The sequence below is a fragment of the Streptomyces sp. NPDC054883 genome (genome assembly GCF_053610645.1).
The window spans coordinates 72,775-96,028 of record NZ_JBSGYT010000027.1; the positions used below are offsets into that span (position 1 = coordinate 72,775).

The window sequence follows — 23,254 nt, forward strand, 5'->3', positions numbered from 1 at the left end:
ATCTCGGAAGCGACGGATCCACCACTTCCGAGGAGCTGAACGAGATGGACACGCCGGCATTCGACGGGCCCGGCCCGTGGATCCTCTTCTTCCCGCTGATCTGGGCGGCGGTCGTCCTCACGGTCGTCACCGTCCTGCGCCGAACGGTGTGGTGGGGCCGGCCGTGGGCCGCGGCCCGTCCCGGCTCCGGCGGACCGGGAGCCACCGGCGAACCCGGGCCGATCGCGGTCCTGGGGCGGCGCTTCGCCTCCGGGGAGATCGACGAGGAGGAGTACTGGCGACGGCTGTCGGTACTGGACGAACGGTTCGGCCCCGCCGCCGGGGCGGGCGGGGGCCGCCGCCGCTGACGTCAGGGCGGGGCGGTGGAGCGCAGCGCCTGGCCGGCCGACCAGAGGACCGAGACCAGCGGAACCGCCACCACCGCCCCCACCACCCCCGCGGCGATCGCGCCCGCGATCACCGAAAGCGCCACGACCACCGGGTGCAGGCGCACGGCCCAGCTCATGACGAGCGGGTGCAGCAGGTGCCCCTCGATCTGGCCGATCACCACGATCAGTACGATCACCAGCGCGGCGATCAGCGGCCCCCGGGTGGCCAGGGCGATGACGGCGGCGACCGCGAGGGCCACGGGCGAGCCGATGAGCGGAATGAACGCCGCGACGAACTCCAGCAGGGCCAGCGGCACGGCGAGCGGCACGTTCAGGACGAGCAGGGCGACACCGACCAGGATGGCGTTGGTTCCCGCGACGAGCACGATGCCCCGGGTGTAGCCGGTGAAGGTGCGCCACGACGCGCGGCCGACGACCGCGACCCGGTGGCGCGCGCCGGCCGGGAGCTGGTCGCAGAACCACTGCCAGTGCCGGTCGCCCGAGTGGATTAAGAAGACCGAGCAGAACAGGGCCAGCGCGGCGACGGTGAAGACCTCCACGAGCCGGCCCGCCCCGCTGATGGCGGTGTTCAGGATGTCCGAGCGGTGGCTGGAGAGGTACTCGCCGATCCTGGCCTGCACATCACCGAGCGCGTCCGCGCTCACCCGCAGCGGCGGACGCTCCAGCCACGGCTGGATCCGGGCCAGCCCGTCCTTGAACTCGGTCACCAGCTTGTCCCATTGGCCGGCGACGTTCTCCCCGACGAACGCCAGCGTCCCGAGGACCACGAGGATGCTGCCGATCAGGGAGCAGGCGACGGCGAGCGGCCGCGGGACCCACCGGGCCAGCAGATCGGCGATCGGGCGGAGCAGCGCCGTCACCACCAGGCCGAGGAAGACCGCAACGGCGACCTCGTGGAACCGGCCCAGGACGTAGAAGATGCCGTAGGCGAAGCCGGCCACGACCAGGATCCGCCAGGCGTACCCCGCCACCGTGACCAGCTGCGGAGCCACCGCCGCCGGACCCGCCGCCGGGTGCCGGCCGCGGGCCCGGCGGGCAGCCGTACGGATACGGGCGCGCGCGTCGTCCGGACCCCGGCGGACCGGATGCGCTGCGGAACGCCTGCGCATTATGCGCCGTCGTCCGGGCCCCGGTCGGCCGCGGCGGCCACGGCGGCGTTCCGACGGGTGACGACGACGGTCGCCGCGGCGGCACTGACGGTGAAGGCCAGCAGCAGGACGGCCGGCCGGTCCAGCCGATGACGCGTGAAGTGGTCCAGGGAGAGCCTGCCCGGTCCCGCGAGGCCGAGCGTGGCCGCGACGAAACCCAGGAAGGCGGGGTATTCGAACCCGCCGCCCTGGGCGAAGAACCCGGCGGGCGCGTGGACGGAGACGGCCCCCGCCATCGCGCCGGCCGCCGCGGCGCCGGCCGCGGGGGTGGCCAGCCCCAGCGCGAGCAGCGCACCGCCGCCGGCTTCGCCGAGCCCGGCGGCGATGGCACTGGGACGCGCCGGGGCGAAGCCCATGTGCTCCATCGCCATGGCGGTGCCTTCGAGGCCACCCCCGCCGAACCAGCCGAAGAGCTTCTGGGTGCCGTGGGCGATGAGCACACCACCCGTACCGAGGCGCAGGGCCAGCAGTCCGAGGTCCTTGCGATGGCAGAGCGGCATGGGGCCGGACCTTTCCCTAGGCGTGGAACCGGAGGATCTGACCCCAACCCTCACCCCGGCGGCCCGCCCGCGCGCGCCGCCGGAGCCGAATGGCCCAGCCGCTCAGTTGTTCTGGGTGGCGTCCGTGTCCGCCTGGTCGGCCGCGCTGTCGGCGGCGTCCAGCGTGTCCTGCATCTCCTTGGCCCTGGCGTCGTCGGACACCGGCCTGGGTGCCTTCGGCTGGGCCTCGGCGCCCGGCCCGCAGCCGGTCAGCAGCAGGACCGCCGCGGCGGCCAGCGCGGCGAGGCCGGCGGCGGCGCGCCCGGTCACTTGGACTTCTGCGCGGCGCACCAGGTGCTGACCGCCTTGAGGTCCGTCTGCCGCTTCTGCAGCGTGGGCAGCAGGTTCTTACGGGCGGTCAGCCGGTCGTTGAGGTACGTGTAGACCTCGGTGTGGCCCTCGGTCTTGGCGTTCGCGACGCGCTGCTCCAGCCGGGCGATCGATCCGGAGACGGTGGCGTCGCCGTTCAGCCGGGTGACCGCGGCGTTCACCCGGGCCTCGGTCTTCGGCAGTCGCTTGCAGATCGCCTTGGCGCCGTCGCCCTTCGGCGCGGACTTCGACGTGGCGCCGGCGGTCGGCGCGCCGGCGTCGGCCTGTGCGGGAGCGGCGGCGAACAGGGCGCCGGTCAGTGCGGCGGCGCCGATCGCGGCGGCGGTCCTACGGCTGTGGAGCATGGTGGTATCCCCTTCGTACGGACTGGGCCGGTTCCCCTGGCGGGTCCGGCCGTGCAGGACGGTAGGGGGCGTCTTTGTGGTTTTCTTGTGGGTCCCGGCCCGGCCGCGGGACGGCGCCCCCGTACCGGCCCTCAGTCGCCGCGCGAGATCCAGTCCCGGCGGGCGGGAAGCGGCGGCACGGGCGTGTCCGCGGCCGGCAACGGCAGGCGCACCTCGAAGCGCGCCCCCGTCCCGCCGGGCGCCGCCCCGATGGTGACGGTGCCCGCGTGCAGCGCCGCCTGCTGGGCGACCAGTGTCAGCCCGAGCCCCGAACCGGGGCTGCCCGGGCGGTGGTGGAAGCGCCGGAACACGGCCTCCCGCTCACCGGGCGGGACGCCCGGCCCCGCGTCGTCCACGGTCAGTACCGCGTACCCGCCCTCGGCGCGCAGCCGGACCGCGACCACGGGCGGCTCGTCCGGCAGGTGCCCGTGGGTCACGGCATTGCCCAGCAGGTTGTCGAGCAGGATCCGCAGCCCGGCCTCCCAGCCGCGCACCCGCAGCTCGGCCGGGAGATCCGCGCTCAGCCGGGCGCCCGGGCGCCGCCGGCCCGCGTCGCCCACCGCCGTGTCCACCAGCTCCGCCAGGTCGAGCGGGCCGAACGCGGACGCCTCCACCAGGTCGCCCCGGGCCAGCATGCGCAGCGCCGTCAGCAGCTCCAGCAGCCGCGCATGGTCGGCCTGGAGGTCGCGGACCACCTCGGCCCGCTCGGCCGGCGGGAGGTCGGGATGGGCCGCGAGGACGTCCAGGTCGGTCCGCATGCTCATCAGCGGGGTGCGCAACTCGTGCGAAGCGGCGGAGGAGAAGGACCGGGCGGTCTCCAGCGCCTGCGCGGTCCGTCCCGCCTGCTCGTCGTAGCGGGCCAGCAACTGGCCGATGGCGGACGACAGTTCGTCCACCTCGGTGATGTTCACCGGCGCCGTCGGGAAGGCCGCGGCGCCCGCCCGCGGGTCGAGCGCCGCCGCCCGGCGGCCCAACCGACGTACGGAGGCGGTGGCGCGCCCGGCCAGACCGTACGCGATCAGCCCCGACACGGGGGCCGACAGCAGTGCGACCAGCAGGACCCGGCCGCGCACGGCGACGAGCTGCGGGTCCGTGGCGGAGGCTGGGGTGACCAGCCACAGCGTGCCCGGCGCCGCCCCGGCCACCGGGACGGCCAGCACCCGCCAGGCGTGCCCCTTCGACCGGATCGTGACGGGCCCGTCCGGCGTCTGCGCGGGCAGCCGGGCCGGCTCCGCGGGCTGCGGGCCGCCCTGCAGTACGACGGTCCCGTCCGCGCCGCGCACCCTGATCCCGGCGTCGAGCGCGTCACCGAGCACCTTGCGGTGCTGGTTCTGCTCCGCCTTCGGGCGCCCCTTCAGATCGGCCGCGAGCAGCGACCTGACATCGGGGAGGACGGCGGAGGCCCGGTCGCGCAGCCGGGAGTCCTGCTGCTGGTGCAGATCGCGGGTGACCAGCCCGAGCACCAGCAGCCCCGCCGCGAGCACCAGCAGGGGCACCACCACGGTCACCGAGAGCGCGATGCGGGTGGCGAGCTTCACGGCCGGCTCCGGCCGTCCGGCACGCGCAGGACGAAGCCGACCCCCCGCACCGTGTGGATCAGCCGCGGCCGGCCGCCCTCTTCCAGCTTGCGCCGCAGGTAGCTGACGAACGTGTCGACGGCGTCGGTACGCACCTCGAAGTCGTAGCCCCACACCCGGTCCAGCAGCCGGTCCCGGGTGAGGACGATCCCGGCGTTGCGCACGAACTGCACCAGCAGCTCGAACTCACGCCGGGTCAGGTGTACTTCGGCCGCGCCGCAGCGGACCTGGCGGGTCGCCTCGTCCACCACGAGCGGACCGGCCCGCAGCACGTCCGACGGGGCCTGGGCCGGCCGGCGCCGCAGCAGGGCGCGCAGCCGCAGCACCAGTTCCTCCAGCGCGAACGGTTTGACCAGGTAGTCGTCGGCCCCCGCCTGCAGCCCGGCGACCCGGTCCGCCAGCTCGTCGAGCGCCGACAGCATCAGGACGGGCGTCTCGTCGCCCCGCTCGCGCAGGACGCGGCAGACCTCGGTGCCGGTCAGCCCGGGCATCGACACGTCCAGCACCACGACGTCCGGGCTCCGGTCGGCGAGCAGCCGCAGCGCGCCCGGGCCGTCCTCGGCGAGGAGCACCGTGAAGCCGCTCAGCCGCAGCCCGCGCTCCAGCGAGCGACGGATGGCGGCGTCGTCGTCCGCCACCAGGACCAGCCCCTCGGGCGCATCACCGGTCACCGTGCCCTCCTCCTTGTCGGGCCCGACCCTCTCACGCCCCCGCCCGGCCCCGGCACCCGGGCTCCCGCCCGGGCCGTACCGGGACCTCAGGGCCGGATCAGCAGCTTGCCGCGGGCGTGGCCCGACTCGCTCAGCTCCTGCGCCTTCGCGGCGTCCGCCAGGGCGAACACCTCGCCGAGCCGTACTCGCAGGCGGCCCTCGGCGGCCAGGCGGGCATGCTCGGCCAGACCGGCGCGGATCGCCGCCGGATCCGTGCCGCCGCCGGTGAACACGACCCCGTACTCGGCGGCGTTCGGATCGGCAATGGTGACGACGCGCTCGGTGGAGCCGCCCGCCAGTTCGACCGACAGCCGCAGTACGCCCTGCCCCGCCGCGTCGAACACCGCGTCCACCCCGAGCGGCGCTGCCGCCCGTACCCGCTCGGCGAGGCCGTCCCCGTACTCGACGGCGACGGCGCCCAGGGATCGCAGGTAGTCGTGGTTGGGCAGGGAAGCCGTACCGATGACCGTCAGTCCGGCGGCCACCGCGAGCTGGACCGCCACCGAGCCGACCACGCCGGCGGCCCCGTGCACCAGCAGCGTCTCGCCCGCCTTCACCCGCAGCAGGTCCAGCACCCGCTGCGCGGTCTCGCCGGCCACCGGCAACGACGCGGCCCGCTCGAAGGACAGTCCGGCCGGCTTGCGGACGACGTCACCGGCGATGGCGTACTCGGCGTACGCCCCCGTCCGCGTCCACCCCAGCACCTCGTCTCCGACCTCGACGCGGGTGGCGCCCTCGCCGACCGCGTCAACGACACCGGCGAACTCCAGCCCCGGGACCGCCGGGAACACGGTCGGGTAGAACTCCTCGACCCAGCCGTAACGCCGCTTGTAGTCGAGCGGGTTGACGCCGGCCGCCACCACCTTGACCCGCACCTCCCCGGTGCCCGGCTCCGGCTTCCCGATCTCCTCGTGACGCAGGACCTCCGGGCCGCCGAACTCGTCGTAGAGGATCGCTTCCATGTCAGTCTCCCCGCTGTGCAGCTTGTCGGTCGATGGCTCAAGCTTCTGGCCGGACGGCGGGGAATCCGGCCCGCCGCAAGGCCAGTCCGGCCTGGCCGAAAGTCCAGTGGGTCTCGGGGAGGCGCTGACTAAGCTGACCTCATGGAGCTGATCGCGACCGCCGCGCCCCTCACCGCCCGGACGGCCCCCGTGCTCGCGGCGGGTGAGGCGACGCTCGCCGCGCTGGCCGCCGGATACGACGTCATCAGGCAGCCGCTGGGGGAGATCCTGCCGCGGCTCTCGGCGGTCCTCGCCGGCCTGGTGCCGCACCGGGCCGCCGCCGAACTGTCCACGCACTGCGCCCACTCGCCGTTCAAGTCCTTCGGCGACGAGGCGTACCCCGCCCGGATCAGCGCCGCTGACATGGACCCGCTGTTCCTGGCGGGCACCGCCGGACGGCCATGGCAGGGCAGGGCGACGATCGCCGGGGCCGACCGGCCGGTGATCGCGGTCATGACCGACGCGACGCAGCGGGGGGCACTCCTGGTCCTGGTACGGGACGAGGACGCGGCGCCCGCCGACGCGGCGGCGCTCGCCGTGGTCCAGGCCCTGTGGACCCTGGTGACCAGCCACTTCGACCGGCTGTCCGCGGAGGCCGCCCCCGGCGCGCTCGCCCGTTCCCGCGCCGCGGCGGACACCCGTGCCCGGGTCATCGCCGAACTGAGCGCCCGCCACAGCGCGACCCTGACCGCCCTCCTGGGGGTCCTGCGCAGCCGCAACCTCCACGACGCGGCCGCACGTTCCACCGCCACCGAACTCGCCGTGTCGGGACTGGCCGAACTGCGCGCCGAGGCCGAACGGGACCAGGCCATGGCCGAGGAACGGGTCGACGAGGCCTTCGCCCGGCTCGCCGACTCGCTGCGCCCGCTGCTGCGCCACAGCCCGGTACGACTGGAGCTGGGCGCACCGGACTCCACCCGCAGCGTGCCCGCCGACGTCGCCCACACCGCCCGGGCCATCGCCCGCGAGCTGCTGCTCGCCGTCCTGGAACAGGACCCCGTCAGCCGCGTCCACGTGGGGTGGCAGGTCACCGGGCAGGAACTGCGGGTGACCGTAAGGGACGACGGCCCGGGCGGCATGAGCTACTGCGGCCTCGGCCCCACCCGCATCGCGGACCGGCTGGAGGTCCTCGGCGGACGCCTCGACATCGACCCCGTCCCCGGCTGGGGCACCACCGTGACCGCGCTCGTCCCGCTGACCACCCCGGACGCCCCGCCGGCCGGTGCCGCCGACCCGCTGGGCACGCTGGGTGCGAGGGAGCTCGAAGTCCTGACGCGGCTGGCCCGAGGACACCGGAACCGCGCCATCGCCGAGGAGCTGCACATCAGCGAATCGACGGTCAAGTTCCACGTCGCCAAGATCCTCACCAAGCTCGGCGTGGCCTCCCGCGGCCAGGCGGCGGCCCTCTTCCACGCGGCCGCGTGAGCAGCCCTTAGGCTTCCGTCATGAACACCCGAGCCGTGGCGCGGACCTGGGAGGTCCTGCCCTCGCGGGGACGCACCACCGCGTGGGCGGAGCTCGCCGGAGGGCGGTTGCGCGCCCGCGGCCGGGCCGTGGGGCTGGTACCGGCCCCCTACTGGCTGGCGTACGAGATCGAGACCGGGCCCGGCTACGTGACCCGGCGCCTGTCCGTCACCGTGGAGACGCACGAGACGACGGCGGCCTTGGACCTGCGCCGCGACGAGGACGGGCGGTGGACGGAAAACGGTGGGCCACGCCCCGACCTGGACGGCGCCCTCGACTGCGACCTGGGCCTGTGCCCGCTCACCAACACCATGCCCGTGCTCCGGCACGGCCTGCACCAGCGGCCCGACGCGCTCCCGCGTACCTTCCTGATGGCCTGGGTCTCCGTGCCGGACCTCGCGGTGAGCGCGGACCGGCAGACGTACACACCGCTGGAGCGGGGCGCGGCAGGCTGCCGGATCCGCTACGAGTCCGGCGGTTTCCGCAGTGACGTGAACTTCGACGCCGACGGCCTGGTGATCGACTACCCGCAGCTCGCCACCGCCGTGCCCGCCCCGCGGCCCTGACCGCCGTGCGGCGGCCCGCCGTGCGTTGGCCGGGCGCCGAGCGCCGGGCCACCATGGAGGGGCACCCTTCGTGGGGGGAAGCATCCCTGGAGAGGCCATGGCGCACCACGATGCAGCACATGCGGACGTCCTGGTGGCGGGCGCCGGACCGGTCGGTCTCTCGGCCGCCGCCGAGCTGCGCCGACGCGGGACCTCGTGCCGCATCGTGGACCGGCTCCCGGCCCGGCTCCCCTACGCGAAGGCCGTCGGGATCCAGCCCCGCACCCTGGAGATCTGGGACCGGATGGGCCTCGTCCAGGCCGTCCTCGACCTCGCCGTACCGATGCGCGGGCAGGTCATGTACGAGAACGGCGCCGAGCAGGGCCGCATCGAACTGGCGCTGCCCCCCGAGGAGCCGTACGGTTTCGCCGCCCTGCCGCAGTACGAGACCGAACGCATCCTGGAGGAGCACCTCAACCGGTTCGGGACCGTGATCGAGCGCGAGACCGAACTGGTCTCCTTCACCCAGGACGACACCGGCGTGACCAGCCTGCTCCGCACCCCGCACGGCGAGGAGGAGGTCCGCAGCCGGTTCCTCGTCGGCTGCGACGGCGCGCACAGCGCCGTGCGCAAGGGCCTCGGGCTGACCTTCGAAGGCGGCGCCCTGCCCGACGAGTACATGCTGGCCGACGTGGAGGTCGACTGGGACATGCCCTACGGGTACGGCGTGCGCAGCGAACACCGGGACGCCGCCGGTGCCGTGGACGACCTGCTGGTGTGCATCCCGCTGCCGGGCGAACACCGCTACCGCGCGTCGATGCTGGTGCCGCCCGAGCTCTCCGCCGCGGCGGACCGCGCCGGCGGCGAGGTGGCACACGGCCCAGGGGCCGGCCGGACGCCCGAGCTGGCCCACGTCCAGAAGGCGCTGGACCGGCTGTCGCCGCAGCCCGCCACCGCGTCCGCGCTGCGCTGGTCCTCCGTCTTCCGGATCAGCCACCGGCTGGTGAACCGGTACGGCGAGGGAAGGGTCTTCGTTGCCGGGGACGCCGCGCACATCCACCCGCCGACCGGCGCGCAGGGCATGAACACCGGGATCCAGGACGCCTGGAACCTGGCCTGGAAGCTCGCCCTGGCAGTGGCGGGCGCCGCGGACCCGGACCTGCCCGCCAGTTACGACGCCGAACGCCGTCCGGTCGGCGAGGAGGTCGTCGGGCGCACCGTCCGGCACGCCGCCGAGGGCATCCGGGCCGACCGCGAGGACCCGGTGACCCTGCTGCGGCGCGAGGCGCAGCTGCTCGTCGGCTATCCGGACAGCCCCCTGGTGCAACCGGCGGAGCCCGGAGCGGGGCCGGGACCGCGGCCCGGCGACCGCGCGCCCGACTGCGGCGGGCTCGTCACGGCGATCGCCACGTACCCGTCGCGGCTGTACGACCTGCTGCGCGGCCGTGAGCACACCCTGGTGCTCTACGGGCCCGGGCCCGAAGTACCGCACCTCGAGCAGCTCTCCGAGGTCGTGCACGAACTGGCCCCGGACCGGATGAACATCTGCGCGGTGCTCGCCACCACCGGGACGGGAAGGGCGGCCCCGGTCCCCGTGTACCGCGACGCGCGGGGCGAGTTCGCCCGCGTCTACGGGGTGGGGGAGGAGCCCGCGGCCTTCGTCGTACGCCCCGACGGCTACCTGGGCGCCCGCCTGGTCCCGCCGGCCGGCGCCGGCCTCGGCTCGTACCTCTCGCGCGTCTTCGCCCCGTAGCCGGTGCCCCGTAGCCGCCGGTCCGGCAGCCGCCGGTCCGGCCCCGCCCGGAAGGAGACCCGGGACATGCGACGACGTCCCCGCGCCGCCGTCCTGGCGGTCGCCGCGGCGCTGACGCTCTGCGCGGGCCAGGCCGCCCCCGCCCCCGACGGCGGGGACAGCGTCCAGCACGTCGACATCGGCGGGGGGCGCACGGTGTACCTGCACTGCCGGGGCACCGGCGCGCCGACCGTCGTCCTGGTGTCGGGTCTGCACGAGGCCTCCGACAGCTGGACCGTCACCGACACCGCGCCGCCGGTACCGAAGGCGCCCGCCGTGTTCCCGGGCGTGGCGGCGTTCACCAGGGTCTGCGTGTACGACCGGCCCGGCACCCTGCGCTACACCGACCCGCCCACCCTGACCACCCGTACCAGTCCGGTGACCGGCACCCGCGGGCTCCCCGCCGCCGTGCGCGACCTCGACCGCGTCCTGACCGCGGGCAAGGTCCCGGGACCGTACGTACTCGTCGGGCACTCCTACGGCGGCATGATCACCCTGCTGTACGCGAAACAGCACCCGGACCGGACCCGCGGCCTCGTCCTCGCCGATGCGCTCGCCCCGGCCCTGAAACGGCGCCTCGGGGCCGCCTGGCCCGAGTACGTCAGCCAGTTGCGCCGCCCCGGCACCCCCTACGACGACGATCCGGCGTTCGAGCAGGTCGACATCGACGGCGCGGTGACGGCCATCGACCGGGCCGGCCCGCTACCGGACGTCCCGCTCGCCGTCCTGAGCAAGACGCGGCCCTTCGCCGCGCCCGCCTCGATGCCCAAGGAGCTGCTCGCCCGGCTGGAGGCGGCCTGGCCCGAGGCCCAGCAGTCGCTGGTCGCCCTGGCGCCGCAGACCCCGCACCTGCTCGCCACGGGCAGCGACCACTACGTCCAGCTGCACGCCCCGGACCTCACGACCGCGGCCGTCCGCCTGGTCGTACAACGCACCCCCGGCGGCGGACCCAGCCCTGCGCCCCGTCAGTAGGACCGGCGCATGATCTCCGTCGCCCAGTCCGGCTGGCTGGTGGCGCCCCGGGGCCGAACTCGGCCAGGTAGGGCTTGATGTCGAGCACGGGCGTGCCGGCCACCGCGTCGAGACCCTGCACGTGGACGTCGAGCCCGTCGACGCGCAGCAGTCGGCAGCGGGAGACCCCGAGCCGGTTGGGGCGGTTCTTGCCGCGCTGGGCGAAGATGCCGACCAGCGGCCAGTCGGTGTTGCCGCGCGGGTGCCGGGCCCCGGTCTCCACCTTCTCCGCCGGGCCCCGGTCGAAGTGGTGGACGACCTCCAGGTGCGAGGAGGGGTCCAGCCCGGCGAGCGCCTCCCGTCACCCCGCGTGGACCCGCGCCAGCTCCCTGTTGAACTGCGCCCCGGCGAGCAGTGCCAGGTTGGCGAACCACAGCCACACGACGAAGACGATGACCCCGGCCAGCGAACCGTACAGGCGTCCGTACGTGTTCAGTTGCGTGTACAGGGTGAAGACGAAGGACGCGCCGAGCCACAGGACCGCCGCCAGGACACCGCCCGGCAGCCCGCGCCGGGTGCCCCGGGTGCCCGCCGGTCCGGTCCGGAAGAGGATCAGGATCAGCAGTGTGACGACGACGAGCAGGACCGGCCAGCGCAGCACCGTCAGGCTCCGCACCCCGATCCCGCCGGCCGCGGCGAGCCGGTGGGCGAGCGGACCGGACGCGACCAGACCCACCGCGCCGGCCATCAGCAGGAGCAGGAGCAGGGACGCGGTGATGACCAGTGTGTGCGCCGCGCGCAGCGGCGGCCGGGTGTCGGGGATCCGGTGCATCGTGTGCAGGGCCCGGCGGAACACCGCGAGGTAGCTGCAGGCGGACCACAGTGCGCTCACCACCCCGCCGAACGCCAGCGTCCACACCGAAGTGTGCGCGGCCGACAGGCCGTTCAGCGCGTCCTGGAGCACCTGGGCGGACTGGGGCGGCGCGTAGGAGGTGAGTTCGGCCACGAGGCGCCCCCGTGTCGCCTCCCCGAGCAGCCCCACCAGGGACACGGCGACCACGATCGCGGGCAGCAGCGCGAGCAGGCCGTAGTAGGTGAGCGCCGCCGCGGAGTCCGCGACGTTGTCGTGCCAGAGCCGTACGGCCGTACCGCGCAGCGCGCCCCCGGCGCGCGCCGCGGCCGCCGCGGCGGGGGCCCGGCCGCGGCGCCCTTCGCTGCGCAGAGTCGATGTCACGGCGCGCTCGTGCCCCGCACACCCGTGCGCATGCGCCCGTACGCGCCGGATGCGCCGCGCCTCGCCGTCACGCCAGGCCCGACCACACTGCCGTACGCGGTCTGGTGAAGTAGTCCGCGTCCTTGGGCCGGGCCGGGTCGTGGCCGGCCGGACGCGGCGCCGGCTCCAGGTGGGGTATGTACTTCGAGCAGTGGATGTACGCCTCTTCGACCGTGAGGTGGACCCACAGGTGGGGGCTGCGCCCGGGAGCGACGTCGGTGGGCAGGCCGGGGTGGACCCGCCGCAGCTCCGCGTCGTCGCAGAGCCGGGCGACGCCGTTGACGTGCAGCCCCACGTGGTGGTGGGTGAAGTCCACGAAGAGCATGCCCAGGTGGGGGTTCTCACTCATGTTGCCGGCGCTGGCGAGCACACCGTTGCCGCGGAACTCGGGGTAGGCGAGCGTGCGCTCGTCGAGGACGTGGACGAACCCGGGCGGCCCGGCGCGGAAACTGGCGTCGCACTCCCCGTGGGAGTCGGCGGTTGCCAGGAAGACCATGACCTGGCGGCCGATGAACTCCCGCATCTCGGACGTGAGGTGCGGGCGCACCTGCTGGTCGTAGAAGCGGGCGGCGCGCTCGGCCGTACCCAGCTGCTGCTGGAGCCGGTGCTCACCGGCCGAACCGAACGACGGCGAAGGGAAGATCACGGGACTTCTCCTGGGAGAGGGAACGCGGGAGCGGTTCAGCGGGCGGACAGGACGGGCGTCTCGAACGGGTCGTGGTGGATGCGGTCGGGCAACGTACCGTGGCGGGTCAGCGTCTCGCCGGCGGATACCACCATGGGTGCCGGTCCGCTGAGGAACACGTCGTGCTGGTACCACGGCCCGTACTCGGCCAGCACCTGCGGCAGCGAGCCCCGGATGCCGGGGACGTGCTCGTGGGAGACCGCCCCCCGGAGCGTCAGCCAGTGGTGCTTCTGGGCCATCCGCAGCATGTCGTCGACCCCGTACAGCTCGGCGCCGGTGCGGGCGCCGAGGAACAGGTCCACCTGGTGGCGTCCGCCGCGGCGGGCCACCTCCTCGATGAGGGCGCGGATCGGGGCCAGGCCCGTACCGCCCGCGACACAGAGCAGGTCGCGGTGGACCGCCGCGTCCAGGACCATGTCGCCCATCGGCGGGCCCAGCCGCAGTACGTCGCCGACGGCGGCCCGGTGCACCAGCGCGTCGCTGACCGTGCCGCCGGGCACCGCGCGGACGTGGAAGGTCAGCGTGCCGTCCGCGCGGGGCGCGTTGGCGGGGGAGTAGTAGCGCCACAGCTTCGGCCACCACGGCGTCTCCACGCTCGCGTACTGTCCGGCCCGGTAGTCGTACGGCAGGTGGGGGCGCACGGTGATCTCGGCGATGCCGTGTCCGCGCGGGAGCCGGTGCACCACCGTGGCGGGCCAGACGGCGGGCCGTACGGCCTCGTCCTCTTCGGCGGCGCTGATCATGACCTGGGAGACCACGCCGTACGCCTTCGTCCACGCGTCGGCGATCTCCTGCGTCCAGGCCGGGCCGGCGTAGCGGGCGAGAGCGGCCAGCAGGCACTCGCCCACCGCCGGGAAGTGCTCGGCGAGGGTGCCGAACTTGCGGTGGTCGCGGCCGAGGTGCCCGCAGAAGCGGACCAGGTTCCCGGGGTCGTCGACCACGTCCACGATGTGCAGGAGAGCGCGCAGGAGGCGACCGCGCTGGGCGTCCATGCCGGGCGGGAACATCGGACGCACTTGGGGGTAGCGGGCGAACAGGATGGCGTAGAAGTAGACCGTCATCTCTTCGGCCACGGGTGCGACCACCGAGGCCGAGGTCTTGATCAGGTGTATCTCGTGCTCGGACAGGGGCGCTTCCGCGGCCGGCGGCTCGGTGTCGCCGGGGGCGGGGACGTGCGCCTGCTCCTGCGCGGGCCGGTGGGCGGGCGGACTGCTGGGACGGCCGATCCGGAACTTCAAGGGACCAGCGCTCCCCCGCTCGTCTTTCGGGCCGGCCTCAGCCGGGAGTGACGGTGGGCCTCCTCTCGGGAGCCGGCGGGCGCAGCGGGCGCGCCAGGTGCGTAACCTTCACCGGATCTCCATATCGGGGGCGGGGAAGGGCGGTTGTGTCGGGCGCGCATGGTTCCTCATCGGGTAGGGACGTCTGGTCAATGAAGCGGACGAAGTACCTCCGGACCGCCCATGATCCTCAATCAGGTTCTCGGCCTGGGGAAGGGGTGCATCCACTAGAACTCGCGCTCGCATCTTGTCGCATTGCCCCGGCCCGGCATGAGGTATGCGCGAGAAGCCCGACGGATCGATTTCAGCCACCGGCTGCCGGCGGGCCGGTGCTCAGCGGGCGCCCGCCCGGGGTTCGGGATGCCCGGCCACGATCTCCGGCTCCAGCCCCTGCGCGGGCGTGGTCCGGCCGCGCCCGACATCCGCCCGCCAGGCCTCGAACGCCAAGGTGGTCGCCGTGACCACGGCCAGCCCGAGCAGCCAGCCGCCCACCACATCGCTGACCCAGTGCACGCCGAGCGCCACCCGGGTGTAGCCGACGCCGAGCACCGAAACCGCCGCGACGGCCCACAGGAACGGACGGCGGGGGCGCGGCACCATCGGCAGCAGGGCCAGCAGCAGAACGGCGCAGGACGTCATGGCCGTCATGGCGTGGCCGGACGGGAAGGAGAACCCGGGCGCGTGCGCGACGGGATCGGGCAGATGGGGCCGGGTCCGCTCGACCACGTTTTTCACCAGCCACCCCAGCAGGCCGCCGGCCGTCGCGGTGACCGCCGCCCACAGGGCGAGGCGCACCGCCCCGCGGAACAGCAGCCACACCACCAGCGCCGCCACCAGCAGGCGCATGGTCGGCGGCCCCCACACCACGTGCGTGAGGAAGTCGAGGACCCGCACCCAGGCGGGATGGTCCAGCGCGGCCCGGTGGAGCCGCTCGGCGGTGCCCCGGTCCAGCCGGTGCAGCGGCGCCCACTCGGACTCCACCAGCACCAGGGCGACCGCGAAGGGCACCGACACCAGTGCGGTGGCGGCCAGCGTCGTCACCAGCCGCATCCCGAACCGCGCGTCCGGTCCGTAGCGGCCGGACAGGAGCCGGGCGACGGGCCGCCGCCGGCCGGTGGAGCGTCGTGCCATGTCCTCGTACTTCCTTTCGGGGGATCGCCGGGCCTCCGGGGGCCGGCCTGTCGCGCCCGGCGTCAGACGCCGGGGTCCTCGGTGACCGGCTCGCGCACCCCGGCCCGTACGGCCTCCAGCTGGGCGGCGAAGGCCAGGCCCAGGAAGAGGGCCATCGAGGTGAGGTAGGACCACAGCAGCAGGGACACGAACGCGCTGAGCGGCCCGTACACGCTGGCGAAGGAGCCGCCGGCCCCGACGTACACGCTCAGCCCCCAGGTGGCCAGCAGCCAGAGCACCAGGTAGACGGTGGCGCCGAACGCCAGCCACGTGTAGCCGGGCTGGGTGCGGCGCGGGGAGAGACGGAAGACGGCGCTGGTGGCGAGGACCGCCAGCAGGATCCCGAGCGGCCAGCGCAGCAGGTCCCACACCCGGACCACGTCCGGGCCGAGGTGGTAGACCTCCGCCACGGCGCGGTTCAGCTCCGCCCCGAGGACGGTGACCGCGAAGCTGAGCCCCAGCGGCAGCCCGGCCAGGACGGACATCGCCAGTCCGCGGGTGTACTTGGACAGGAACGGCCGGTCGCGTTCCGTCCCGTAGATCCGGTTGGCGCCGCGCTCGACCTGGCACAGGCCCGTGGTCACGTTGACGACCGAGAACAGCAGACCGAGCCAGAGGGCGGCCTGGCCGCCGTCCCCGGCCCGGTGGTGGCTCTGCGCCAGCGCGTCCTCCACCACGTCCTGGCTCGGCCCGCTCGCCAGCCGGCGGATCGTCAGCTCCGCCACCCGGCCGGCGTCCTCGGTGTGCAGCACGCCGGACAGGCCGATGACGGCGATGGCGAGCGGGACGATCGACAGGACCGTCTGGAGGGCCAGGGCCCTGGAGTGGCTGAAACCGTCGGCGTACCGGAACCGGATGAAGGAGTCGCGCGCGAGGCTCCAGCCCCCGTACCGGCGCAGCGCCGACCAGGCCTCCTCGGCGGACAGCTCCTCACCCTCCAGCTCCAGTTCGGTCTCCACCGCCGCCACCTCGCTGCGCTGCGGTACCCGCGTGGCCGTGCCCATGTGCGTGACCCCCCTTACGGCTCGTGCGGTACGGGGCGGACCTCAGCCGCCGACGGTGAACGGTGCGTGCTCGGCCGGGGCGGCGGGCGGCGCCCCGGCCGGCCGCGGCGGGAGCCGGATCCGCAGCGCCCCCGGCTCGACCTCGGCGGTCAGCCGGGTCCCGGAGCCGACGACGTCGCCGTCGAGCTCGCGCGGCTGCGGCCGCGCGAAGCGGATGTCGACGCGCACCGCGCTGAAGTACTCCAGCGCCCCGCCGGCCACCGCCCCGCCCCCCGCCCCGCCGGGAGCCCGCGCCGCCCGCCCCGGCAGCATGCGCGAGCCGAGGTGGCCCGCCGCGGCGAGCCAGCCGCGGGCGCCCCGGGGGTCCAGCAGCACCACCTCCAGGCGCCCGCTGTCGGGCCGGGCGTCGGGCAGCAGCGGCAGACCGCCCTGCAGGGTACCGACGTTGCCGATGACGACCATCCGGGCCCGGCGCTCCTGCACGGGGCCCGCGTCCACCCGGATCGACAGGCGCATCCGCGGGTCGCCGAGGTGGCGGACCGCCGAGAGGACGTACGCGGCCCAGCCGAGGCGCTCCTTGACCCGCTCCGACGCGTCCCCCACCATCGCGGCGTCGAAGCCGGCTCCCGCCATGACGGTGAACCGGGCGGGTTCCAGTCCGTCCCCCCGCACCCGGCCCACGTCGATCGGGACGCTCTCCCCGGACAGGGCGGCCTCCAGCGCCGTGGCCGGATCGCCGGGGAGCCGCAGGTTGCGGGCGAGCAGGTTGCCCGTGCCGCACGGGACGACCGCGAGGGGGATCCCGGTGCCGGACAGCAGGTCGGCGCAGGCGCGTACGGTGCCGTCACCGCCGCAGGCCACGACCAGAGCGGTGTCCGCCTCGGCGAGCCGCAGGGCGAGGGCGCCGGCCGGCTGCTCGGCGGACGTCGGGGTCCACACCTGTTCGGCGTAGCCGTGGCGGCGCAGGACGACCCGCACCCGCTCGGCCAGCCCCTCGCCGCAGCCGTGCGGGTGACGCACCACCACCGCGCGCCGCCCCCGCGCGGTACCGGCCGGGTCCTCGGCCGTCGCGCGGGCCGCCGGGAGCCGGTCGCCGCGGGCCGCGTCCACCGCCCCGGGCCGGCGCACCGGCAGCAGCAGCGCGTGGGTCACGACGAGCAACGTGCAGGTGCCGTTGAGCAGTCCGCCCAGGACATCGGAGGGGTGGTGCATGCCCCGGTACACCCGGGAGCACGCCACGGCCACCGGGACCAGCAGCAGGAGGACGACCACGGCGTCCCGCACCCGGCGCCGGCCGTCGCGCGGGCGCAGGGCCACCAGGACGGCCAGGGCCCCGAACAGCGCCACCGCGGCCCCCACGTGCCCGGAGGGGAAACTGGACGTGGGCGGCGCGGCGTCCAGGTGCGGTACGTCCGGGCGGGGCCGTTCCACGACCAGGGTCACCAGCAGGAACACCGCCGACTGCGCGGCGACGGCCACGGCCGGGTAGAGCGCCTCCCGCAGCCGGCGCCCGCGCGACACGGCCAGCAGGGTGACGGCGGCGAGCAGGGTCAGCGCGATGATGCTCTGCGTACCGGCCAGCAGGGACAGCCACTCGGAGAGCGGCGTCGCGGGGCCGCCGCGGTGCGCTGCCAGGGCGCGGTTGACGCCGTCCTCCGCCGCCACCGGCCACTGGTCCGCGAGAGGCCCGGTCACCAGCAGCCCCACACCCACCATCAAGGCCGCCTGTACCGGCAAGAGCAACAGCAGGGGCAGGCGGCCGTACCGCACTGCCGTGCCGAATTCGGGTCTCATTGACGCCGTGTTACCCGCGACGGCCCGCTCATGCGCGCACCGCGGCGATCGCCGCCCCGGGCCGCCGCACACCGGCGGCCGCGACCGGACACGACGCCCGGTGTCCCGCCCGCTCGCCCTGCCCCGGGCGGCCCGCGACAGTAGCGTGACCACATGCGCACATGGGCGGGCAAACCGTATCCCCTGGGAGCGACGTACGACGGCTCCGGAACCAACTTCGCACTGTTCTCCGAGGTCGCCGAGGGCGTGGACCTCGTCCTGCTCGACGACGCCGGGCGCGAGACCCGCGTCCCGATGACCGAGATCGACCGATCCGCCTGGCACATCTACCTGCCCGACGTGGGCCCCGGCCAGCGGTACGGCTACCGCGTACGGGGCCCGTACGACCCGGCCGCCGGACACCGCTGCAACCCCGCCAAGCTCCTGCTGGACCCGTACGCCACCGCCATCGACGGGCAGCTCGACCACCACGAGTCCCTGTACGGCCACCGCTTCGCGGACGGCGCCGAACCGAACACCCTGGACAGCGCCGGCCACACCATGCTGTCGGTGGTCACCGACCGCGCCTTCGACTGGGGCGACGACGAACCACCGGGATACGCCTACGGCGAGAGCGTCATCTACGAAGGACACGTACGGGGCCTCACGCGCACCCATCCCGCGCTGCCCGAAGAACTGCGCGGTACCTACGCCGGCATCGCCCACCCCGCCATCATCGCCCACCTGACCGGTCTGGGGGTGACGGCCCTGGAACTGATGCCGGTGCACCAGTTCGTCCAGGACGGCCACCTGGCCGAAAAGGGCCTGTCCAACTACTGGGGTTACAACACCATCGGTTTCTTCGCCCCGCACAACGCCTACGCCGCCACCGGCGGCCGAGGCGCACAGGTCACCGAGTTCAAGCGGATGGTGAAGGCACTCCACGCGGCCGGCATCGAAGTCATCCTCGACGTCGTCTACAACCACACGGCCGAGGGCAACGACAAGGGACCCGTCCTGGCCTTCAAGGGCATCGACAACTCTGCCTACTACCGGCTGGTCGACGAGGACCGCTCCCAGTACTACGACACCACCGGGACCGGCAACAGCCTGCTGATGCGCCACCCCAACGTGCTCCAGCTCATCATGGACTCGCTGCGCTACTGGGTCCAGGAAATGCACGTCGACGGTTTCCGCTTCGACCTCGCCGCCACTCTCGCCCGCCAGTTCCACGAGGTGGACCGGCTCTCGGCCTTCTTCGACGTCATCCAGCAGGACCCCGTCATCAGCCGGGTCAAGCTCATCGCCGAACCGTGGGACCTCGGCGAGGGCGGCTACCAGGTCGGCAACTTCCCGCCCCTGTGGTCGGAGTGGAACGGCCGCTACCGGGACGCCGTCCGCGACTACTGGCGCGGCCGCGAGGGCACGCTCGGCGAATTCGCCTCCCGCATCACCGGCTCCGCCGACCTCTACGAACACGACCGGCGCCGCCCCCTCGCCAGCGTCAACTTCGTCACCGCCCACGACGGGTTCACCCTCCGCGACCTCGTCTCGTACGACGGCAAGCACAACGACGCGAACGGCGAGGAGGGCCGGGACGGCGAGGACGACAACCGCTCCTGGAACTGCGGGGCGGAAGGCGAGACCGACGACCCCGGGGTACTGGCCCTGCGCGAACGGCAGCAGAGCAACCTGATGGCCACGCTGATCCTCTCCCAAGGCATCCCGATGATCAGCCACGGGGACGAGCTCGGCCGCACCCAGGGCGGCAACAACAACGCCTACTGCCAGGACAACCCCACCGCCTGGATCGACTGGGACCTCGACGAAACCGGGCAACGCCTCCTCGACTTCACCTCCCGCCTGATCCGGCTCCGCCGCCGGCACCCCGTGCTGCGCCGCAGGCGCTTCTTCTCCGGCCGTGCCGCCGGACACCGGGGGCTCCCCGCGGACGTGGAATGGCTGCGCCCGGACGCCTCGCCGATGCAGGACGAGGACTGGACGCGGCCGCCCGCCGGCACCCTCACCATGTTCCTCAACGGCGAAGCGATCACCGAACCCGACCGGTACGGCAACCGGGTCACCGACGACTCCTTCCTGCTGATGTTCAACAACTCGGACGCCGCCGTGGACTTCCGCCTCCCCGGCAGCGGCTTCGCCACGCGCTGGACGCTGCTCTTCGACACCGCGACGACGGACACCCCCGACGAGCGGGAACTGAAACCGGGTGCCACCCTGCGCCTGGAGTCACACAGCACGGCCGTTCTGCGCAGCTCCCTGGAGGACCGTGCTGTGTGACGCCACCGTGACCCGGTCGGCGGCTCAGTGCAGGATGCTGACGGCTCGGGCGATGACCAGGAGCGAGGTCAGCAGGGCCGCCACGCTCTGGACGGCCATGAGCACTTTGGCGCGGACCGAGAGGGGCATCGTGTCGGTCGGGCTGAAAGCGGTGGAGTTGGTGACCGACACGTACAGGTAGTCGATCAGGGTGGGAACCCAGTCGGAGACCTTGCTGGAGCCGTCCGCGACTTCCTGGACGGCGTCGTCGTTCTCGTCCTGGGAGAAGCGGAAGTCCGCCAGTGGGAGTTCCCCGCGCGGGGCCTGGGTGCGACTGACCGGGCCTCCCCGGTCGAGTTCCCAGTAGGTCAGGCCGAAGGCGATGATATTGGTCAGCCACACCTGGAGCGCCGCCACGAGCAGGGACCGCCCGTCATCGACCCCCGCGTAGACCAGCTCGTGGATGAGGATGCCGAGGGCAGTCAGGTTGCTCGCCACGATCAGCAGCACCAGGACCAGCGACAGGAACCGGAAGGCGTTCGTCTGGCGGGTCAGCCGGCGCGGGTTGATCGCGATCAGCGGCAGCAGGAGCAGTACCTCCAGCGCCGGGAGCACATAGCGCGGAGCGATCAGCAACTGCTGGGGCAGCGCGAGGTAGAGGAGGATCGCCGTCAGGGTGGCGATCACCGCGGGGAACCTGGCTTCGCCGCGCCGCTCGTGCCGCGGGTGCCGGGTCCGGGCATCGGTTCTTTCACGGGACACGAAGACGACCGCCCTCCTCCTGTGCGGGCCGCTCGTGGCCCCCGGGAGGCGGAGCATACGACGTGCGCATGTCGGAGTCGGCGCATGGGGGGACGCGGCGACGTCGAACCGGGCGCCCCGGCGCGGGGGCACGCGCCGGCCGACGTCGGAGGTATCGCGGTGACCGAGCAGTACGTATCAGACCGTCAAGAGGCTGACGGGGCACAGGTCACGGTCGTCGGCGGCAAGGGCGCGCACCTGGGCGCGCTGTCGCGGATCGAAGGCATCCGCGTGCCGGGTGGTTTCTACGGGACGACGGACGTCTTCCGGCGCATCATGGCGCATGCGCAGGCGGTCGACGAACTGCTCGATCGGTTGGCGCACCTGAACCCGGACGACCGGGAGGCCGTCCGCACGCTCTCGCGCAGATCCGCCGGACCATCGAAGGAATTGTCGTCCCGGGCGATTCCGCGGCGCAGATCACCCGCGCGCTCGCCCGGCTCGGCGGGCAGGCCGCCTGCGCCGTCCGGTCCAGCGCGACGGCGGAAGACCTGCCGACGGCCTCCTTCGCCGGCCGGCAGGACACGTACCTGAACGTCGTCGGGCCGACGGGGTCCTGCGGCACGTCAGCCGGTGCTGGGCCTCGCTGCTCACCGAGCGGGCCGTGACCTACCGCCGGCGCAACGGCATCGACCACCGCACGGTCCACATGGCCGTGGTCGTACAGCGGATGGTCGTCCCGCACGCGTCCGGCATCCAGTTCACGGCCGATCCCGTCACGGGCACGGCCGGACAGCGCCGCCGTCCCGCCCGGGCCCGGGGGTCTCTGGAGGGCAGTGGCCGCCGGGGGCTTGCCCGGGCCCGCGCTGCGCGCAGCGGCGCGGGGCCGGGGGGCCGGTGCGGCGGGACGGCAGCGTCGTGTGGGGCCCGTGAGCCGCGCGCGGTTACCGGGGGAGGGGCTCTGCGCGCGGCCACCGGTCCTCGGTGTACGCCTTCGGCGCCGGTTCGAGCGGCGTCCGTACACCGACATCCCCGCGTGTGACCCGCCGGGGCGGTTCCAAACGGCCTACGGCACAAGCTTCTTGTTTTCCGCCGGCGCCGGGTGATGAGACGGCGGAACCGGGGCACGGGCGGAGTCGGGAGACGGACTCCCCGGTGCGCCCGGCGGCGGAACCCGTCGGCGGCCGTGAACAGGAAGGTGCACCCATGTCGAAGGTCGAAGAGTCCATCGAGGTCGAGGTCCCCGTCCGTACCGCCTACAACCAGTGGACGCAGTTCGAGACGTTCCCCCACTTCATGGAGGGGGTCGAGCGGATCGACCAGCGCACCGACACCCTGACCTACTGGGTGACCAAGGTGGGCGGCGCCCAGCGGGAGTTCGAGGCGGAGATCACCGAACAGATCCCGGACGAGCGCGTCGCCTGGACGACCCTGGGCGGCGAGGTGAAGCAGGCCGGTGTGGTCACGTTCCACCGCCTGGACGACACCACGACCAAGGTCATGCTCCAGCTCGACTACGACCCGGACGGGTTCGCGGAGAACGTCGGCGACAAGCTCGGCTTCGTCAAGCACCGGATCACCGGTGACCTCAAGCGGTTCAAGCAGTACATCGAGGCGCGCGGGCAGGAGACGGGATCCTGGCGCGGCCAGGTCTGATCCCCCCGACGACGCCCGCCGGAGCGGGGAACTCCGGTCCCGGCGTGTGGGAACCGCGTGCCGGGGCAGGCGGGCCGTTACGAGGCCCCCGCTCCTCCGGTACCTCTCGACAGGCCGGCGGAGCAGGAGCCGACGAACCGATCAAGGAGATGTGCGCATGTCTGGGAACGTGTGGGGCTACCGCGAGACGTCGGGCCGGGCGCTGGGCGCCGACCTGACGGGCTACAAGGTCGAGGCCACCGACGGCAGCATCGGCAAGGTCGACAAGCACTCGGACGAGGTCGGCTCCTCCTACATCGTGGTCGACACCGGCCCGTGGATCTTCGGCCGGGAAGTCCTGCTCCCGGCCGGCACCATCACGCGCATCGACCCGGAGGAACAGAAGGTCTACGTCGACGGGACGAAGGAGCAGATCAAGAACGCTCCCGAGTTCGAGCGGGAGAAGCACCTCCACGACGAGGCCTACCGCGGCCAGGTGGGCGGCTACTACAGCGGCTTCCTCGGCTGACCCGCAGCCGACTATCCTCCCGAACCAGCAGGCGGGCGGCACCGGATGAACCGGTGCCGCC

Annotated in this window: 22 protein-coding genes and 2 pseudogenes; 9 read left to right on the forward strand and 15 right to left on the reverse strand. The window is 73.8% G+C overall.

Annotated elements, in window-relative coordinates; all coding sequences use genetic code 11:
* Window positions 1–44 precede the first annotated feature (44 nt).
* Window positions 45–347 carry an SHOCT domain-containing protein gene (locus ACWGH1_RS20870; RefSeq protein ID WP_453357541.1) on the forward strand — a complete coding sequence of 101 codons (303 nt, stop codon included), beginning with the start codon at window positions 45–47 and terminating at the stop codon, window positions 345–347.
* A 2-nt stretch (window positions 348–349) separates the two neighbouring features.
* Here ACWGH1_RS20870 and ACWGH1_RS20875 read toward each other — a convergent pair whose 3' ends face one another.
* The 7 genes from ACWGH1_RS20875 to ACWGH1_RS20905 form a co-directional block, all read right to left on the reverse strand.
* Window positions 350–1,381, reverse strand: a complete 1,032-nt coding sequence (locus ACWGH1_RS20875; protein ID WP_453408890.1) for an AI-2E family transporter — start codon at window positions 1,379–1,381, stop codon at window positions 350–352.
* Window positions 1,382–1,497: 116 nt separating this feature from the next.
* Complete coding sequence (locus ACWGH1_RS20880) at window positions 1,498–2,037, reverse strand: DoxX family protein (RefSeq protein ID WP_453408891.1); 540 nt, start codon at window positions 2,035–2,037, stop codon at window positions 1,498–1,500.
* Window positions 2,038–2,139: 102 nt separating this feature from the next.
* Window positions 2,140–2,346, reverse strand: coding sequence for a hypothetical protein (locus tag ACWGH1_RS20885; protein WP_453353944.1), 207 nt, complete (start codon window positions 2,344–2,346; stop codon window positions 2,140–2,142).
* Window positions 2,343–2,750, reverse strand: a complete 408-nt coding sequence (locus ACWGH1_RS20890) for a hypothetical protein (RefSeq protein WP_453353943.1) — start codon at window positions 2,748–2,750, stop codon at window positions 2,343–2,345. Before ACWGH1_RS20890 ends, ACWGH1_RS20885 begins: the two co-directional genes overlap by 4 nt.
* 131 nt (window positions 2,751–2,881) lie before the next feature.
* On the reverse strand, window positions 2,882–4,327 hold the full coding sequence (locus tag ACWGH1_RS20895; RefSeq protein WP_453353942.1) for a sensor histidine kinase: 1,446 nt from the start codon (window positions 4,325–4,327) through the stop codon (window positions 2,882–2,884).
* Window positions 4,324–5,037 (reverse strand): response regulator transcription factor, encoded by a 714-nt coding sequence (locus ACWGH1_RS20900; protein WP_453353941.1) that lies wholly within the window; start codon window positions 5,035–5,037, stop codon window positions 4,324–4,326. The genes ACWGH1_RS20895 and ACWGH1_RS20900 overlap by 4 nt, the downstream gene beginning before the upstream one ends.
* Window positions 5,038–5,123: 86 nt before the next feature.
* Window positions 5,124–6,038: an NADP-dependent oxidoreductase gene (locus tag ACWGH1_RS20905; RefSeq protein WP_453353940.1), complete on the reverse strand. Its 915-nt coding sequence runs from the start codon at window positions 6,036–6,038 to the stop codon at window positions 5,124–5,126.
* A gap of 141 nt (window positions 6,039–6,179) precedes the next feature.
* Between ACWGH1_RS20905 and ACWGH1_RS20910 the strand changes: the two genes are divergently transcribed.
* The 4 genes from ACWGH1_RS20910 to ACWGH1_RS20925 all read left to right on the forward strand — a co-directional run bounded on the left by ACWGH1_RS20910 (window position 6,180) and on the right by ACWGH1_RS20925 (window position 10,850).
* Complete coding sequence (locus tag ACWGH1_RS20910; RefSeq protein WP_453353939.1) at window positions 6,180–7,502, forward strand: LuxR C-terminal-related transcriptional regulator; 1,323 nt, start codon at window positions 6,180–6,182, stop codon at window positions 7,500–7,502.
* 20 nt (window positions 7,503–7,522) lie between these two features.
* Complete coding sequence (locus ACWGH1_RS20915; protein WP_453353938.1) at window positions 7,523–8,107, forward strand: putative glycolipid-binding domain-containing protein; 585 nt, start codon at window positions 7,523–7,525, stop codon at window positions 8,105–8,107.
* A 97-nt stretch (window positions 8,108–8,204) separates the two neighbouring features.
* On the forward strand, window positions 8,205–9,839 hold the full coding sequence (locus tag ACWGH1_RS20920) for an FAD-dependent monooxygenase (protein WP_453353937.1): 1,635 nt from the start codon (window positions 8,205–8,207) through the stop codon (window positions 9,837–9,839).
* Between the two features lie 66 nt (window positions 9,840–9,905).
* Complete coding sequence (locus ACWGH1_RS20925) at window positions 9,906–10,850, forward strand: alpha/beta fold hydrolase (protein ID WP_453353936.1); 945 nt, start codon at window positions 9,906–9,908, stop codon at window positions 10,848–10,850.
* On the opposite strand, the pseudogene ACWGH1_RS20930 reads toward ACWGH1_RS20925, so the two are convergent.
* The 7 genes and pseudogenes from ACWGH1_RS20930 to ACWGH1_RS20960 all read right to left on the reverse strand — a co-directional run.
* Window positions 10,844–11,187: pseudogene (locus ACWGH1_RS20930) on the reverse strand (SAM-dependent methyltransferase); the annotation flags it as partial. The gene ACWGH1_RS20925 and the pseudogene ACWGH1_RS20930 sit on opposite strands and share 7 nt — an antisense overlap.
* 3 nt (window positions 11,188–11,190) lie before the next feature.
* Window positions 11,191–12,063 (reverse strand): YihY/virulence factor BrkB family protein, encoded by an 873-nt coding sequence (locus tag ACWGH1_RS20935; protein ID WP_453408892.1) that lies wholly within the window; start codon window positions 12,061–12,063, stop codon window positions 11,191–11,193.
* 67 nt (window positions 12,064–12,130) lie between these two features.
* The gene (locus ACWGH1_RS20940) at window positions 12,131–12,745 is read right to left on the reverse strand and encodes a pyridoxamine 5'-phosphate oxidase family protein (RefSeq protein WP_453356372.1); all 615 of its coding nucleotides are present in this window, start codon (window positions 12,743–12,745) and stop codon (window positions 12,131–12,133) included.
* Between the two features lie 38 nt (window positions 12,746–12,783).
* Complete coding sequence (locus tag ACWGH1_RS20945; RefSeq protein ID WP_453356369.1) at window positions 12,784–14,025, reverse strand: globin domain-containing protein; 1,242 nt, start codon at window positions 14,023–14,025, stop codon at window positions 12,784–12,786.
* 372 nt (window positions 14,026–14,397) lie between these two features.
* Window positions 14,398–15,195, reverse strand: a complete 798-nt coding sequence (locus ACWGH1_RS20950; RefSeq protein ID WP_453356370.1) for a phosphatase PAP2 family protein — start codon at window positions 15,193–15,195, stop codon at window positions 14,398–14,400.
* Between the two features lie 62 nt (window positions 15,196–15,257).
* Window positions 15,258–16,238, reverse strand: a complete 981-nt coding sequence (locus ACWGH1_RS20955) for a YihY/virulence factor BrkB family protein (RefSeq protein ID WP_453356371.1) — start codon at window positions 16,236–16,238, stop codon at window positions 15,258–15,260.
* 42 nt (window positions 16,239–16,280) lie between these two features.
* Complete coding sequence (locus ACWGH1_RS20960) at window positions 16,281–18,032, reverse strand: diacylglycerol kinase family protein (RefSeq protein WP_453408893.1); 1,752 nt, start codon at window positions 18,030–18,032, stop codon at window positions 16,281–16,283.
* 153 nt (window positions 18,033–18,185) lie between these two features.
* Between ACWGH1_RS20960 and glgX the strand changes: the two genes are divergently transcribed.
* Window positions 18,186–20,309 carry a glycogen debranching protein GlgX gene (gene glgX, locus ACWGH1_RS20965; protein WP_453355786.1) on the forward strand — a complete coding sequence of 708 codons (2,124 nt, stop codon included), beginning with the start codon at window positions 18,186–18,188 and terminating at the stop codon, window positions 20,307–20,309.
* A gap of 24 nt (window positions 20,310–20,333) precedes the next feature.
* Here the strand turns inward: glgX and ACWGH1_RS20970 are convergent, their stop codons facing one another.
* Window positions 20,334–21,050, reverse strand: coding sequence for a hypothetical protein (locus tag ACWGH1_RS20970; protein WP_453355787.1), 717 nt, complete (start codon window positions 21,048–21,050; stop codon window positions 20,334–20,336).
* 159 nt (window positions 21,051–21,209) lie between these two features.
* On the opposite strand from ACWGH1_RS20970, the pseudogene ACWGH1_RS20975 reads away from it, so the two are divergent.
* The 3 genes and pseudogenes from ACWGH1_RS20975 to ACWGH1_RS20985 form a co-directional block, all read left to right on the forward strand.
* Window positions 21,210–21,813, forward strand: a pseudogene (locus tag ACWGH1_RS20975) (PEP/pyruvate-binding domain-containing protein); the annotation flags it as partial.
* A gap of 422 nt (window positions 21,814–22,235) precedes the next feature.
* Window positions 22,236–22,685 carry an SRPBCC family protein gene (locus ACWGH1_RS20980; protein ID WP_453357802.1) on the forward strand — a complete coding sequence of 150 codons (450 nt, stop codon included), beginning with the start codon at window positions 22,236–22,238 and terminating at the stop codon, window positions 22,683–22,685.
* 157 nt (window positions 22,686–22,842) lie between these two features.
* Window positions 22,843–23,193: a PRC-barrel domain-containing protein gene (locus tag ACWGH1_RS20985; RefSeq protein ID WP_453357801.1), complete on the forward strand. Its 351-nt coding sequence runs from the start codon at window positions 22,843–22,845 to the stop codon at window positions 23,191–23,193.
* Window positions 23,194–23,254 lie beyond the last annotated feature (61 nt).

Bases quoted from the DNA above. Each gene is read 5' to 3' on its own strand.
- ACWGH1_RS20870 (WP_453357541.1), top strand. From the start codon at position 45: ATGGACACGCCGGCATTCGACGGGCCCGGCCCGTGGATCCTCTTCTTC.
- ACWGH1_RS20880 (WP_453408891.1), bottom strand. From the start codon at position 2,037: ATGCCGCTCTGCCATCGCAAGGACCTCGGACTGCTGGCCCTGCGCCTC.
- ACWGH1_RS20890 (WP_453353943.1), bottom strand. From the start codon at position 2,750: ATGCTCCACAGCCGTAGGACCGCCGCCGCGATCGGCGCCGCCGCACTG.
- ACWGH1_RS20905 (WP_453353940.1), bottom strand. From the start codon at position 6,038: ATGGAAGCGATCCTCTACGACGAGTTCGGCGGCCCGGAGGTCCTGCGT.
- ACWGH1_RS20910 (WP_453353939.1), top strand. From the start codon at position 6,180: ATGGAGCTGATCGCGACCGCCGCGCCCCTCACCGCCCGGACGGCCCCC.
- ACWGH1_RS20915 (WP_453353938.1), top strand. From the start codon at position 7,523: ATGAACACCCGAGCCGTGGCGCGGACCTGGGAGGTCCTGCCCTCGCGG.
- ACWGH1_RS20920 (WP_453353937.1), top strand. From the start codon at position 8,205: ATGGCGCACCACGATGCAGCACATGCGGACGTCCTGGTGGCGGGCGCC.
- ACWGH1_RS20925 (WP_453353936.1), top strand. From the start codon at position 9,906: ATGCGACGACGTCCCCGCGCCGCCGTCCTGGCGGTCGCCGCGGCGCTG.
- ACWGH1_RS20950 (WP_453356370.1), bottom strand. From the start codon at position 15,195: ATGGCACGACGCTCCACCGGCCGGCGGCGGCCCGTCGCCCGGCTCCTG.
- ACWGH1_RS20955 (WP_453356371.1), bottom strand. From the start codon at position 16,238: ATGGGCACGGCCACGCGGGTACCGCAGCGCAGCGAGGTGGCGGCGGTG.
- ACWGH1_RS20960 (WP_453408893.1), bottom strand. From the start codon at position 18,032: ATGAGACCCGAATTCGGCACGGCAGTGCGGTACGGCCGCCTGCCCCTG.
- glgX (WP_453355786.1), top strand. From the start codon at position 18,186: ATGCGCACATGGGCGGGCAAACCGTATCCCCTGGGAGCGACGTACGAC.
- ACWGH1_RS20980 (WP_453357802.1), top strand. From the start codon at position 22,236: ATGTCGAAGGTCGAAGAGTCCATCGAGGTCGAGGTCCCCGTCCGTACC.
- ACWGH1_RS20985 (WP_453357801.1), top strand. From the start codon at position 22,843: ATGTCTGGGAACGTGTGGGGCTACCGCGAGACGTCGGGCCGGGCGCTG.